Annotated in this window: 13 protein-coding genes and 1 pseudogene; 8 read left to right on the forward strand and 6 right to left on the reverse strand. The window is 63.3% G+C overall.

All coding sequences use genetic code 11. The features are described 5' to 3' along the window. The 6 genes and pseudogenes from NKJ84_RS29900 to NKJ84_RS29925 all read left to right on the forward strand — a co-directional run. A pseudogene (locus NKJ84_RS29900) lies at window positions 1-254 on the forward strand (hypothetical protein); the annotation flags it as partial. A gap of 210 nt (window positions 255-464) precedes the next feature. Continuing rightward, window positions 465-1520: a LacI family DNA-binding transcriptional regulator gene (locus tag NKJ84_RS29905; protein ID WP_352509441.1), complete on the forward strand. Its 1056-nt coding sequence runs from the start codon at window positions 465-467 to the stop codon at window positions 1518-1520. 69 nt (window positions 1521-1589) lie between these two features. Next, window positions 1590-2843 (forward strand): ABC transporter substrate-binding protein, encoded by a 1254-nt coding sequence (locus NKJ84_RS29910; RefSeq protein ID WP_352509443.1) that lies wholly within the window; start codon window positions 1590-1592, stop codon window positions 2841-2843. A gap of 176 nt (window positions 2844-3019) precedes the next feature. After that, the gene (locus NKJ84_RS29915; RefSeq protein WP_352509444.1) at window positions 3020-3949 is read left to right on the forward strand and encodes a carbohydrate ABC transporter permease; all 930 of its coding nucleotides are present in this window, start codon (window positions 3020-3022) and stop codon (window positions 3947-3949) included. Further along, window positions 3949-4806, forward strand: coding sequence for a carbohydrate ABC transporter permease (locus tag NKJ84_RS29920; protein WP_352509445.1), 858 nt, complete (start codon window positions 3949-3951; stop codon window positions 4804-4806). Before NKJ84_RS29915 ends, NKJ84_RS29920 begins: the two co-directional genes overlap by 1 nt. Before the next feature lie 28 nt (window positions 4807-4834). After that, complete coding sequence (locus NKJ84_RS29925; protein ID WP_352509447.1) at window positions 4835-6817, forward strand: glycoside hydrolase family 127 protein; 1983 nt, start codon at window positions 4835-4837, stop codon at window positions 6815-6817. Here NKJ84_RS29925 and NKJ84_RS29930 read toward each other — a convergent pair. Together NKJ84_RS29930 and NKJ84_RS29935 are read right to left on the reverse strand one after the other, a co-directional pair. Further along, window positions 6804-7544, reverse strand: a complete 741-nt coding sequence (locus NKJ84_RS29930; protein ID WP_352509448.1) for a gamma-glutamylcyclotransferase — start codon at window positions 7542-7544, stop codon at window positions 6804-6806. The genes NKJ84_RS29925 and NKJ84_RS29930 overlap by 14 nt on opposite strands. Window positions 7545-7546: 2 nt before the next feature. Beyond that, window positions 7547-7780 carry a hypothetical protein gene (locus NKJ84_RS29935; protein WP_352509449.1) on the reverse strand — a complete coding sequence of 78 codons (234 nt, stop codon included), beginning with the start codon at window positions 7778-7780 and terminating at the stop codon, window positions 7547-7549. A gap of 73 nt (window positions 7781-7853) precedes the next feature. On the opposite strand from NKJ84_RS29935, the gene NKJ84_RS29940 reads away from it, so the two are divergent. Both NKJ84_RS29940 and NKJ84_RS29945 read left to right on the forward strand, forming a co-directional pair. Continuing rightward, window positions 7854-9011 carry a putative hexosyltransferase gene (locus NKJ84_RS29940; protein ID WP_352509451.1) on the forward strand — a complete coding sequence of 386 codons (1158 nt, stop codon included), beginning with the start codon at window positions 7854-7856 and terminating at the stop codon, window positions 9009-9011. Continuing rightward, the gene (locus NKJ84_RS29945) at window positions 8998-9630 is read left to right on the forward strand and encodes a hypothetical protein (RefSeq protein ID WP_352509452.1); all 633 of its coding nucleotides are present in this window, start codon (window positions 8998-9000) and stop codon (window positions 9628-9630) included. The genes NKJ84_RS29940 and NKJ84_RS29945 overlap by 14 nt, the downstream gene beginning before the upstream one ends. On the opposite strand, the gene NKJ84_RS29950 is transcribed toward NKJ84_RS29945, so the two are convergent. The 4 genes from NKJ84_RS29950 to NKJ84_RS29965 all read right to left on the reverse strand — a co-directional run bounded on the left by NKJ84_RS29950 (window position 9627) and on the right by NKJ84_RS29965 (window position 13626). Continuing rightward, window positions 9627-10067, reverse strand: coding sequence for a GtrA family protein (locus NKJ84_RS29950; RefSeq protein WP_352509454.1), 441 nt, complete (start codon window positions 10065-10067; stop codon window positions 9627-9629). The two genes, NKJ84_RS29945 and NKJ84_RS29950, sit on opposite strands and share 4 nt — an antisense overlap. Further along, window positions 10060-10752 carry a class I SAM-dependent methyltransferase gene (locus NKJ84_RS29955; RefSeq protein ID WP_352509455.1) on the reverse strand — a complete coding sequence of 231 codons (693 nt, stop codon included), beginning with the start codon at window positions 10750-10752 and terminating at the stop codon, window positions 10060-10062. The genes NKJ84_RS29950 and NKJ84_RS29955 overlap by 8 nt, the downstream gene beginning before the upstream one ends. After that, window positions 10727-11767, reverse strand: a complete 1041-nt coding sequence (locus NKJ84_RS29960) for a glycosyltransferase family 2 protein (protein WP_352509473.1) — start codon at window positions 11765-11767, stop codon at window positions 10727-10729. The genes NKJ84_RS29955 and NKJ84_RS29960 overlap by 26 nt, the downstream gene beginning before the upstream one ends. A gap of 476 nt (window positions 11768-12243) precedes the next feature. Further along, a complete protein-coding gene (locus NKJ84_RS29965) occupies window positions 12244-13626 on the reverse strand; it encodes an FAD-binding oxidoreductase (protein ID WP_352509456.1) in 1383 nt (460 codons plus the stop codon). Between the last annotated feature and the right edge of the window lie 77 nt (window positions 13627-13703).

A 13703-nucleotide genomic window follows, 5' to 3' on the forward strand; every position in this document is an offset into this window, starting at 1 on the left:
CCAAGAAGCAGCCCGCCGCCGAGCAGCAGCAGGGCGAGCCGGAACAGGCGGCCAAGCCTGAGAAGCAGAAGACCAAGAAGCAGCCCGCCGCCGAGCAGCAGCAGGCCGAGCCCGAGCAGGCGGCCAAGCCCGAAAAGCAGAAGGCCAAGGAGCAGCCCGCCGAGCAGCATCAAGCCGAGCCGGAACAGGCGGCCAAGCCCAAGCCGGAGAAGCAGAAAAACAAGGCGTGCGATCCGCAGACTGAGAGCTGCTAGCCGTACGGGTAGACTACGGCACCGCGATTATTCGATCGCGGTGCCGCTGAGCGGCCATTCCCCCCTTGCCATCCCCACATCCTTCGTCCTAATCTCTCCCTTGAGAAAACCTTTTCCCAACTCGCCTCGCATCCGCTGACATCACCGATCAGCACCCTGAGGGGTCATAAGAGAAAAGCTTTTCCCACCTGGGAGGATCATGTCCAAATCATGCCGTCCGACGTCCAGCCAACGCCCGCCAAGCAGCCCGTCACCTTGCGTGAAGTGGCGGCCATTGCCGGCGTCAGCGTTGCCACGGCGTCCAAGGCGCTGAACGGGCAGGGGCGGATGACGGCCGAGACGCGAACCCGGATTCGCGAGACGGCGCAGCGGCTTGGCTTTCGCCCGAACAGCCTGGCGCAGAGCCTGCTCAGGCGGCGCTCCTTTACCGTCGGGCTGTTGACCAACGACACCTATGGCCGCTTTTCGCTGCCGCTGATGGCCGGCGTTTCCGATGCGCTGGTCGATGCCGGCGTCTCGGTGTTTTTGTGCAATGTCGAGGACGACCCGCGCCTTGCCCAGCTGCATGTCGATGCCATGCTCGACAAGCGCGTCGACGGCATCATCGCCACCGGCAAACGCATCGACCGCCACCTGCCGGTCGACCTCGCCAATCTCGGCATTCCGGCGATCTATGCCTTTACCGAGCCCGATCCAAACGCCATCGCTTTCGTGTCCGACGATGCCGGCGGGGCGCGGCTGGCGGTCGAGCACTTTTGCCGGCTCGGGCGTAAGCGCATCGCCCATGTCAGCGGTCCGGCGAGCTTTGCCGTGGTGCATGCCCGCGCCGAGGCCTATCGCGCGGTGCTGGCCGAGAACGGCTTGCAGGTCATGGAGCCGCTGCTTGGCCACTGGTCGGAGGCCTGGGGGCATGAGGCGGTCAAGACGCTGTTCGACGGCGAGGGGTTTGACGGCACGCGCGAAAAACCGGACGCGGTGTTTTGCGGCAACGACCAGATCGCGCGCGGCGTCATCGACGCCTTGCGCGAGCGCGGTATCGGCGTGCCGGACGAGGTCGGCGTCATCGGCTTCGACAATTGGCAGATCGTCGCCGAGGCGACCCGGCCGCCGCTGACCTCGGTCGACATGAATCTCGCAGCACTTGGCCGCGAGGCCGGCCTTGCCCTGCTTTCGCTCGTCGGCGGCGAACCCGCTTTGCCGGGCATCAGAAAACTGCCGTGCCGGCTGGTGGTGCGTCAGTCATGCGGCCGTCCGCCGGACGGCTGAAACGAAACGGGCCGTGTCGATTGCAAAGCGCTGGGGTGCGGCCGAGTTAAAACCATGTGGAGGAGAAGCATGAGAACCACCATTACCGGGCTCGCCATCGCCGCGAGCATTTTGGGCACGCTGGCAACAGTCGGTCCGGCCGCCGCCGACACCGCCAACATCTGGGTTCGCGCCGACGGCTCGAACTTCATGCCGCGCATCGTCGACGCCTTCAACAAGGGGCATCAGAACCAGATCAAGCTGGACATCATCCCCAATGCCGAAATCATCCCGAAATATGGCGCTGCGGCTGCCGGCGGCACCGCACCCGACGCGCTCTCGCTCGACCTGATCTACACGCCGTCCTTCGCCGCCGCCGGCCAGCTCGAAGACATCACCGACTGGGCGAAATCGCTGCCCTATTTCGCCAGCCTGTCGCCGGCGCATGTCAAGACCGGCACCTATGAGGGCCGCATCTACGGGCTGCCGTTCTCGGCCGACTCCTCGGTGCTGATCTGGAACAAGAAGCTGTTCAAGCAGGCCGGCCTCGATCCGGAAAAGGGCCCGACCAACTGGGCCGAGATCGAAGCCGACGCCGAGAAGGTCAATGCGCTCGGCGGCGACATCAAGGGCTTCTACTTCTCCGGCAATTGCGGCGGCTGCAACATCTTCACCTTCACGCCGCTGATCTGGGCCTCGGGCGGCGATATCCTGACGGAGGACGGCTCCAAGGCGACGCTGGACACGCCGCAAATGCGCGGCGCCATCGACCTCTACCGTTCGATGGTCAAGAAGGACCTGGTGCCTTCAGGCGCGCAGACCGACACCGGCTCCAACTTCTTTGCCGCCTTCGCCACCGGCAATATCGGCATCTCGCCGTCCGGCGCCTTCGCCATCGGCGCGTTGAACACGCAATATCCCGATATCGACTACGGCATCACCTTCCTGCCGGGCAAGGATGGCGGCTGGTCGTCGTTTGCCGGCGGCGACAATTTCGTCGTCACCAAGGGCACCACCAAGGTCGCGGTGGTGAAGGAGTTCCTCGACTTTGCCTATTCGCTCGAAGGCCAGACCATCCTGGCGAAATACGGCAGCCTGCCGGTGCGCGGCGACATCGCCAATGAGGCGCTGAAAGACCTCGACCCGCGCTACAAGGTCGCCGCCGAAGCCATGGCCAAGGGCCGCACGCCCTATTCGGTGGTGTTCAACGACCTGATCAACTCGGCCAACGGCCCGTGGAACCAGATGATGAACGAGGTCTTCTTCGGTGAAGACGTCGACGGCGCCATCGCCAATGCGCAGGAGACCATGCAGTCGATCATCGATTCGGCGCCGCAGAAGTAAAGCGCCGGCGCCCACCTCCCCCTCGAGGGGAGGTCGGACCGAAGGTCCGGGTGGGGTCGTTGCGGCAGTGCTCGACGTTCCTGTCGGCGCGCTTCGCGGAGGACCCCACCCCGGGCCTTCGGCCGGACCCTCCCCTCAAGGGGGAGGGGGACGTAGCGCTAACGGAAGACCACGGCATGACCACCATCACAGCAACCACCGCCGCGCCAGCGCGCGCATACAAACTGGTCGGCGCCGGCCGCCGGCAGTGGATCGGCCTGCTCTATGTCGCGCCGGCCGTTGCGCTTGTCGTCGTCTTCTTCATCGTGCCGCTTTGCATGACGGCCTGGATGTCGCTGCACAACTGGCCGCTGATGGGCGCGCACAGCTTTATCGGCCTCGACAATTACTGGGCGATCCTGCGCGACACCCGCTTCTGGAACGCGCTGCGGTTCACCGGCTACTACACGGTGGTGGTCACGATCGCGATCTTCGCCGTCGCCTTTCCGCTGGCGCTGTTCATCGAAAGGCCGCGGCAGCTGACCGGCTTCTACCGCACGTCCTTCTTCATGCCGGCGGTCATCGGCTTCGCCTCGGCGAGCCTTTTGTGGTCATGGCTGCTCAATGTCGATTCCGGCCTGTTCAGCCCGGCCGCCTTCGAGCTCGGCCTGACCGAGAAGAAATTCAACCTGCTGGCGACCTTCCAGCCGGCCTTCTGGTCGATCATCGCCATGGTGGTGTGGAAGGTGGCGGGCTTCACCATGATCATCCTGATGACCGGCCTGCAGTCGATCCCGCCGGACCTGCAGGAGGCGGCGATGATCGACGGGGCAGGGCCATTCGCGCGGTTCCGGGCGATTACCTTGCCCTTGATGCGCCGCACGCTGGCGCTGGCGCTGATCCTGTCGGTTGCCGGCTCGATCCTCGCCTTCGACCAGTTCTACATCATCCTGCGCGGCGGCCCGCGCAACCAGACGCTGACCGCCGTCTACTGGATCTTCAACCAATCCTTCGTGTCGTTCAAGCTCGGCTATGGCGCGGCACTGTCGATGGTCCTGCTGGTCATCCTGGTGGCGCTCAGCCTCATCCAGCTGCGACTGCTGCGCAATCCCGAGGGGGTCGACTGATGGCGCAGGCTCGCACTCGCAAACGCCGCATCGCCATGCAGATTGCCGAGCACTCGACCGGCATCATCGCGTCCATTCTGTTCCTGGCACCGATCGTCTGGACGGTGCTTTCGGCCTTCAAGCCGGCGCAGGAGGCGCGCCAGCCGCCGCTGCCGCCGTGGCCGACCAGCGGCATCTCGCTGGAGAACTACGCCACGCTCAACACCTTCGGCGACGGCCTCTGGCTGCCGGCGCAAAACAGCATCTACGTCTCGGTGATGACGGTGGTGCTGTCGGTGATCGTCAGCGTGCTCGCCGGCTACGGTTTCTCGCGCTTCCGCTTTCCGCTGAAGAACCTGCTGTTCGTCGTCATCCTGTCGACGATCATGATCCCGTTCCAGTCGATCCTGACGCCGATCTTCCTGGTGCTGACCAAGATCGGCCTGCACAACACGCTGACCGGGCTGGTCTGCGTCTACGTCACGCTGCAGCTGCCGTTCTCGATCTTCATGATGCGCAACGCCTTCGATGCGGTGCCGCGCGAGATCGAGGAGGCCGCGCGCATGGACGGCGCCAACAACGTCACCATGCTGTTGAGGGTGATGCTGCCGCTGGTCTGGCCGGGCATCGTCACCATCGCGCTGTTCGCCTTCCTCGGCGCCTGGAACGAGTTTCTGGCTGCGCTGGTGCTGATGACGGACCAGTCGAAATTCACGCTGCCGATCATGATGACCGCGCTGCAGTCCGGCCGCTTCGGCGCCATCGACTGGGGTGCCGTGCAGGCCGGCGTCACCGTCATGATGGTGCCGTGCCTGGTGCTCTTCCTGCTGCTGCAGCGCTTCTACATCCGCGGCCTGATGGCAGGGGCCGTGAAGTGACCACAAGAAATCGAACGGGAGTAAATTGATGACCGCATCGCAATCCGCCAGTCAGGGCGCCAAGCCGAAACTCGCCTTCCGCCCGCTGCCGGTGCCGCAGGTCGACGTCCGCGGCTTCTGGGGCGACCGCGTCGATGCCGTCGCCTCAAAGACCGCCGGCATCCTTTACGACCGCTGCGTCGAAGCGCGCATGCTCGAGCAGATCGACCCCGACCGGCCATCGCCCGGCGTCGTCATTCCGTTCCACTCACCTTCACCGGACGAGGCGGCCACCGCCGGCAACGAGTTCACCGGATCGACGGTGACGACGCAGATGTTCTGGGACTCCGATTGGGGCAAGACCATCGAGACCGCCGCCTATTCGCTCTACCGCCGCCGCAACGACGAGCTGGAGAAGAAGATCGACGCCGTCATCGACATGTACGGCAAGCTGCAGCAGCCCGACGGCTATCTGTCGAGCTGGTACCAGCGCATCCAGCCGGGCTTGCGCTGGACCAATCTGCGCGACTGCCACGAGCTCTATTGCGCCGGCCACCTGATCGAAGGCGCGGTCGCCTACTACCAGGCCACGGGGAAACGCAAGCTGCTCGACATCATGTGCCGCTACGTCGATCACATCGCCGAGACGTTCGGTCCCGAGCCCGGCAAGAAGAAGGGCTATTGCGGCCACGAGGAGATCGAGCTGGCGCTGGTCAAGCTGGCGCGGGTGACGGGCGAGCGCAAATACATGGAGCTTGCCAAATATTTCATCGACCAGCGCGGCCTTGAGCCGCATTATTTCGACGAGGAGGCGCGCGCCCGCGGCGCCGACCCCAAGGCCTATCATTTCAAGACTTACGAATACAATCAGTCGCACAAGCCGGTGCGCGAGCAGGACAAGGTCGTCGGCCATGCGGTGCGGGCGATGTATCTATATTCGGGCATGGCCGACATCGCCACCGAATATGGCGACGACACGCTGCGGGTGGCGCTCGACCGGCTGTGGGACGATCTCATGACCAAGAACCTCTACGTCACCGGCGGCCTCGGGCCGTCCTCGCACAATGAGGGTTTCACCGCCGATTACGACCTGCCCAACGACACCGCCTATGCCGAAACCTGCGCTTCGGTCGGCCTGGTGTTCTGGGCAAGCCGCATGCTCGGCATGGGTCCCAACGCGCGCTACGCCGACATCATGGAGCGGGCGCTCTACAACGGCTCGATCTCCGGCCTGTCGCTCGACGGCTCGCTGTTCTTCTACGAAAATCCGCTGGAGAGCCGCGGCGCCCACCACCGCTGGAAATGGCACCGCTGCCCGTGCTGCCCGCCCAATGTCGGGCGCATGGTCGCCTCGATCGGCAGCTATTTCTACGGCCTGTCGGACGACGCACTCGCCGTCCACCTCTATGGAAACGGCACGGCTCGTTTCGATATCGCGGGCCGGCAAATAGAGCTCACCCAGACCAGTAACTATCCATGGGACGGCGCGGTCTCGATCTCTGTCGAACCGGAAGCTCCGACCGACTTCACTTTGCACCTGCGCTTGCCGGCCTGGTGCCGCAAGGCAGCGCTCAAGGTCAACGGCGCCGATGTCGATCTGGCTGCCATCAGCAGCGACGGCTATGCCGCGATCCGCCGCGAATGGCGCAAGGGCGACCGCGTCGAGCTCGACCTCGAAATGGCCGTCGACCGTCTCTACGCCAACCCGCAGGTGCGGCAGGATATCGGCCGCGTCGCACTGGCGCGCGGCCCGCTGATCTATTGCGTCGAGGAGACCGACAATTCCAGCCAGCTGCACCGCATCGCCCTGCCGCGCACGGCCGACATCGAGGCGCATCAGCAGCCGAACCTTCTGGGCGGCGTCGTGACACTTTCGGCGATCGCCAAAAAGGAGGCTTTCGAAAACTGGGAAGAGGGGCTCTACCGCACCGAACCGCCTGCGGTGGAGGAAGCGAAGCTCACCGCCGTCCCGTATTTCGCCTGGGACAACCGCGACCCCGGCGAGATGCTGGTCTGGCTCAGGGACGAATGAAGCCCGGCGGCAGCGCCCGACCGATCTCCTCGGCCACAAGTTCCTGCAGCTGCCAGAGATTGCGGTCGCGGATGCCACAGGCGTCGAGATGGCGAATGGTCTCGAACAGATATTCGGCGCCCGAACCCCAATGGCCGACGGCGTTGGCCAGGGTCGCCGCTATCGCTCGCTTGTCGAGTTTGCCGGCATAGCGCGGATTGGCGCGATCGACAACGAAACCAAGCGCTTGGCCCATGCCGTCGGCTGTCCTGACCTGCAGCCAGCGCGGCAGGTTGACGGAGGGCAGGATGGTCATCTCGCGGCGCAGCAGCGCTTCGAGATTGGCCGCCACCGGCTCGGCGATCTCGAACACCATGCCCTGACATTGGCCGCCGCGGTCGAGCGCCATCATCAGGCCGGGCTGCTCGACCGTGCCCCTGAAGCGCTGCACCGTAAAACAGAACGAACGGTGCCAGCCCGTCGCCACGGCCCGTTCGCCACCCCTGACCTCGCCGGCCGGCTTCCACAGCAGCGAGCCATAGGCGAACAGCTTCACCGGCCCGGCCGGCGCGCCGGCCACCACCTCGTCGCGAATGCGCGCGTAATCGGCATCGGTCATGTAGACCATGCCCGGTGTCGGCCCGGCATCCTCGACCGCACGCAAGGTGCGGGCGACCAGCGCCTCGGTCAGCGCCATCGGTGTCTTGCGTGGCGAACGCCGTGATGCGGCGGAAATGACCTTGCTCATCCTCATGCTCTCAGCCTTGCCGCCATGTTGCCGAAGGCTGAAAGATTCTCAAGGGCCGAGTACACCAGCGCGGTATCAGGATTCGAACTGTCGTGTACAACAGCTTGACTGCACAAATACCTACGCGACGGGTTAAACGCGTCGACTGAACCCATTTCAACGTGATGCAGCGAGATGCTGGTCTGGCTCAGGGACGCCGGATCGCTGGTATCACCAATTTGAGCCGCCAAATGCATGCCTTGAATTCGCCCGGGCGCGCGTCATCTAGCTTTGAGTGGCGCCAGTCACTTGAACGGGTGGAGGCAGATTGTGGCGCTCGAAGCTGTCGCGCGTCCCGGCGGTCGCTATATTGCGGTCGCCGTCGTGGCGGTGCCATTGCTGTTCGTCGTCGGTGGACTGGCCATTCGCTATGCGGCATTTGCCTCGATCTCGGCGGAACCAGGCTTCGCAGCCTATGCCCAGGCGCTCTGCCGGTGGGATTGCGCGTGGTATGTCGACATTTCCGAACACGGTTATGAGCGCTTTCCCATTCCAGGCCAGAGCAATGTCGGACGCTGGGGCTTCTTTCCGCTCTATCCGATGCTGGTGGCGGCAATCCGGTCTGTTTTCCCTTTGCCGACGATACTGCTCGCGTCGATCGCATCGATTGCGTGCAGCTACGCGGCCTGTCTGGTGGCGTGGCCGCTGCTCGAGAAGAACATGCGCGCTTATGTGCTGTATTGCGCCTTTCTGCTCAGCGGCCCGTTCTCCTTTCACTTCACGACTTTCCTGACCGAACCTCTTTTCGTGCTCCTGACGTCGTGCGTTTTTCTGGCACTCAAACGCTCCAGCTATCTGACCGCGGGGCTGTCATCGGCTCTGCTGTCGGCAACCAGGCTCGTCGGAGTGCTTGTTGTATTTGCGACCGTCATTCAGATGTTCAGGGATTACCGCGCAAAGGGCGGATCGGCGCTTTCGTTCCCACGTTGGGTGCTTGGCCGACCGGATCTGCTCGTTGCAATTCTCATCTCGCCTGCCGGCTTGTTCGCCTACATCCTGTTCCTCTATCTGACGGTCGGGGACGGCTTTGCCTTCCTGCACGTCCAGCGCGCGTTTGGACGGGTGGCGGGCAATCCGCTCGCCTTCATATGGGATGGACTCTCGGCCGTTCCGACGACTGGATGGCTGCCTACGGCGCCGCAATGGAGCGCGCTCGCCGCACTCATAGGACTGGCATTATCGGCGGTTCTGGCGGTTCGCAGGCAATATGGCGCCGCGCTGTTCTGCGCCTGCTGCATCATCCTGCCGCTGATCACGAACCTGGCCTCCATGGTCAGATACGTCATTGGGCTTGCGCCTCTGACAATGTTGCTGACCACGTTGTTGTCGGCGTCGAAGCTGACTTTTCTTTCGGCTCTGGGTCTCTTCCTTGGCGCCTGCTATTTCATGACGGTGGCATGGATCGGGGGCTATCTTGCCCTGGTCTAGCACTCCGGGCCCGCATCGGCGCGCGGCCTCGCTTGGCGGCTACACACTGGCGGCGGTTCTGGCCGGGGCGGAAGTCATCATCCTTGCGCTTGCTGTCAATCCAAACGTCAATGCCGACTATCGCGCCTATTACATCGACTGGATGACAACCTGCCTCAATCGCGATGCGGTCGGCAGCTACACCCTTGGCCAGACGGTGTCGTTCCGGTCCGACGGAGCCAAAAAGGCAGCCGGCATGAGGGTCTGCGGCTGGTCGGGACCGGTAGCCGACGGCACCCATTCGCTGGGCGAGACCTCGCGGCTTCGCCTGAAGATACCGCCGCTCCGCGACGGCCTGACGGCTACGCTGCAAATGGCCGCCGTCATTCGCCCGCCACAGGTCACGCAAAGGGTCGTGATCTCGGTAAACCGCGTTCGGGCGCATGCGGTCACGCTGTCCGGCAAAGAGCCACGAACGGTCTCGTTCGTTATCCCACCGGCGGCTCTCGCCGAGGCTAAAACACTCGACATCGCTTTCGACTACCTCGACGGCATTCCGCCAAGTCCGGCCGCCAGCAACATCTACAAGCGCTCCATCAAATTGTTGTCGCTCCGGCTCGATCCCATTGAGGCGGATTAGGGCAGGCGATCACGCTGCTGGCCGCGTCTTCGCTGCGCGAAAACCCAGCGGTCGAGCATGAGAAGATTGACCGCCGGAACAAGCAAGCATGTAACCAGGATGGCGATGATCGGTGGAAGGCCGAATTTCGCGGTCAAAAGTGCCGGCGCCGCGTAGGCAACGGCGAAGCCTGTCGCCGTCAACAACAGAAAACGCGGAGCCTCCGATCGATGCGATCCGCTCGACGCGAAGGTCACGAACTTATGCGCGAGATAAGAAAACAGGGCGGCAGCGGTATAAGCCGCGAGCGAGGCACCGACCGGCGAGAGGCCGAACCGTTGCCATTTGACCAAAGCGGTGGCCATCACTGCATATAGGATCGTTGCAGCAATGCCGACCGACCCGAAGCGCGCCAGCAGCCTCAGCCCAGCGTCGCCGGTCGAACGGCGCTCAGACATGCGCACTGCACGCATACTGCGCTCCAAGCGGCAGGGCGGAAAGCAGGCGCTCGACCTTTTTGGCCAAGGGCGTTGCCGAGGGTAGCAGCAGAAAATGCTCGGAGCGGATGTCCCTGAAGCCTGTTTCCTGAAAAAGGGACCTTGCTTTAGCGGCGTTGAGCAGGACTGCCTCGTGATCGAACGGACACCGAAACACCGCAAGACGCGTCAGTGGATTGTAGGGATTGTGCTCGATGATGCAGGCGACGCCGCCCGGCCGCACGACGCGGCGCAGTTCCAGGAAGAAATCCAGCCAGACAGCGGGCGAGACATGATGGACGACGCAGCTGGCGAAAGCCAGATCGAACGTGCCGTCCTCATAAGGCAGCCGCTGCGTGCTGCAGGTCCTGTAGGCCACACGCGAATTGTCTTGGCTGGCACGCAAGATCGATTCTTGCGAGACGTCGCAGCCATCCAGGCTGTCGAAAGCACCTTCGAGGTAGGGGTGGAGCGAACCGACGCCGCAGCCGACATCCAGCGCCCTTACGGTCGCCCCACCCTGTCCAAGCTTTCGCTCGACGAGCAGACGCCGCAGCAGGTCCGCCTTGGCGACAAGGAAGAAGTCGTGCCTGAGTCCGGAAAACCGGATGGACCCTTCGACCGCCTCGCCATAGTTGGAATTATAGCTGTCGAAGAGTTCGCCCATTGGCGGGGACTCCACTCCTGGGCTTGTGAAACGATCGGCGGCGCTCACCAGAGACGGCACGCATCGCCTCGTCGAAGCCGGTGAGCCGATCGATCACATACAGCGGGCGGCGTTTCACCTCGGCGTGGATGCTGCCGACATAGAGTCCGACCACGCCGGTCATGAAAAGGTTGATGCCGCACAGGAGCGACACGATCACCACGGTTGATGTCCAGCCGGCAATGATGCCGGTTTCAAAAAACCAGGCAAAGATGGCGTAGGCACCAAAGACCACCGCAAGCGCGGAAATGGCCAATCCGCCCCAGAGGGCCAGGCGCAACGGCTTCTCGGAGAAACTAACGATGCCGTGAACCGCAAGGTGCATCATCTTCCAGAATGGGTATTTGGTCTGGCCCAGGGTTCGGGCGTGGCGCTCAAATGGCACTGCCGTCTGCTTGAAGCCCATCCAGCCGAACATGCCCCTGACGAAGCGGTCATGTTCGGGCATATGCTTGAAGGTTTCCAGCGCCTTGCGGCCGACCAGGCGGAAGTCGCCGACGTCGCGCGGAATATCGACCGACGTCATTTTCTCCAGCAGGCGATAAAAAAGACTTGCCGTAAAGCGCTTGAACCAGGATTCGCCCTCGCGCTTGACTCGGCGGGCATAGACGATCTCGAAGCCTTCCTTCCACTTTGCCACCAGGTCGAGAACGACTTCCGGCGGGTCCTGCAGGTCTGCATCCATGACGATGACGGCATCGCCCGCAGCGGCGTCCATACCGGCGGTAATCGCCACCTGGTGACCGAAATTGCGGGAAAATTCGATCAGCCGAAAGCGCGGCTCGGCGGCAACCACCTTTTGGAGGTATTCGACGCTTCCATCGAGGCTTCCGTCATCGACGAAGATGGCCTCCGTTTCGCCGTCCAGCCGGCCGATAAGCGAACTGATCCGCTCGATCAGCCGAGGAAGCACCTGTTCTTCATTGTATACGGGCAGGACCAGCGAGTAGCGAGGCGGTGACCTGTTCACCGTCATTCCAGGGTCGTGGACCACAGACTCTCGCATGCGGTTGAAAATGGAACGAAAGCTACAAAGTTCCAAAGGCACTTAAGAAACTGCTAATTTATCTAGTTCTGGAGGGAGTACCGGTTCTCGATAAGCACTTGGAGGATGTCGTCGTGAGGTCGGACGTCCACATCGAGGCGTAAACTATCGGTGGCTGCCGGCGCGATCGGGCTGGCGAGAAGCAGTCGTTGAGGCATAACGCGTTGACCGCGAGGCCTACTCTCCCGGACTTGTCGGTTAAAGCGGGGCTACGGGTGACCCTAAGGGTGCGGGCCGACCGCTTTTGACGCATGCCGGACATCGCTCATGGAACACGGTCGGCGAGCGCGGCCGAGTGTCCCGCTGGCAGGCCAGCGAGCGCCCTAACCGGCCGCCTTATCGTACCGGCCAAGCCTCAGCTGGCCCGCAGCCGGTACGACACTTGCCGGCCTGGCCGGTCGCCGCCGTCAAGCAGCCGGTCGAATGTTTTGGTTCACCCGGAAGAGGTTGTTCGGGTCGTATTTCTTCTTCAGCGTAGCCAGGCGCTCATAGTTGTCGCCATAAGCCGCCTTGAGCCTTGCATCGCCCTCGTCATCCATCATGAAGTTCAGGTAGGCGCCACCCAGATCGAATGGATGCACGGCCTCCCAGTAGGCCTTGGTCCAGCGCGTCACCGGGCCCGCTTTCTGTGGGTCCGGATCGATCCCGGCGATGACCATCGACCAGGTCGCATCACGGTAATTCCAGGGTGTCTCGTCTTTGCCGACGCGATGGACCGCACCATCGATCGGGTAGAGATGCATGAGCGATAGCTCGCTCGGCGTCTTCGCCGCCTGCTCGAGATGGGCGTCGATCGCCTCGTCGGACAGCGTCTTGACGAAATCGCCGCGCCAGTACCACTGCATTCCCTTCGGGTAGAGCCCATCGAACATGCTCTGCACCGCGGGATAGGGCATCGTTCCCATCCAGTTGAACCAGGGCGCGGGCAGCGCATCGAGCAGCGGGGCCAGCGCCTCTCTGCCCTTTTCCTCCGGGCCGTTGTAGCAGCACATCAGCAGACACATCCGCTGTCCCCAAAACTCTTCCGGGAAGGGTGCGCTCGACAGGACGGTCTTGAGCCCGAGGAAGATCCCGAGTTCTTCGGGCGCGTTCGGCAGGAACTCGCGATAATGCTGCATGATGGTGCGGGCGTGGCGCTGATCCCATGCGATCGGCCCCGCAAAGACCATGCTGACCCGGTGGAGCCTGAACACAAAGCTGGTAACGATGCCGAAATTGCCGCCGCCGCCGCGAAGCGCCCAGAACAGGTTGGGGTTCCGTTCCTTGCTGGCGGTGACGAAGCTTCCGTCGGCAAGCACGACATCGGCCTCGACCAGATTATCGATGGTCAGGCCATATTTGCGCGTCAGATAGCCATGGCCGCCGCTCAGCGTCAGTCCGGCGACCCCGGTGGTCGAGATGATGCCCGCCGGTACGGCCAGGCCAAAGGCATGGGTGGCATGGTCGAGGTCGCCCTGAGTGCAGCCCGGGCCTACCCGCGCCGTGCGGGCATCCGGATCGACGCGCACGCCGTTCATCGCCGACAGGTCGATCACCAGACCGTCGTCGCAGCTCCCCAATCCTGGTCCATTATGGCCGCCGCCACGTACCGCAACCAGCAAATTGTTGTCGCGGCCGAAATTCACCGCTGTGATTACGTCGGCGACGTCGACACAGCGGGCGATGATCAGCGGCCGCTTGTCGATCATGCCGTTGTAGAGCTTGCGGGCCTCGTCATAGCGGGCGTCGCCGGCGCGGATGACTTCGCCTCGCAGGCTTGCTGCGAATTTGGTGATGTCTTCATCGTTCATGACATTCCTCCCTGTTATTGGACCTGTCGGCCGGCCGATGAAACGCTAATCCCGTCCGCTGTTCCCGCAAATGTCAC

It is taken from the genome of Mesorhizobium sp. M0048 (assembly GCF_040323405.1).
GTDB lineage: Bacteria > Pseudomonadota > Alphaproteobacteria > Rhizobiales > Rhizobiaceae > Mesorhizobium.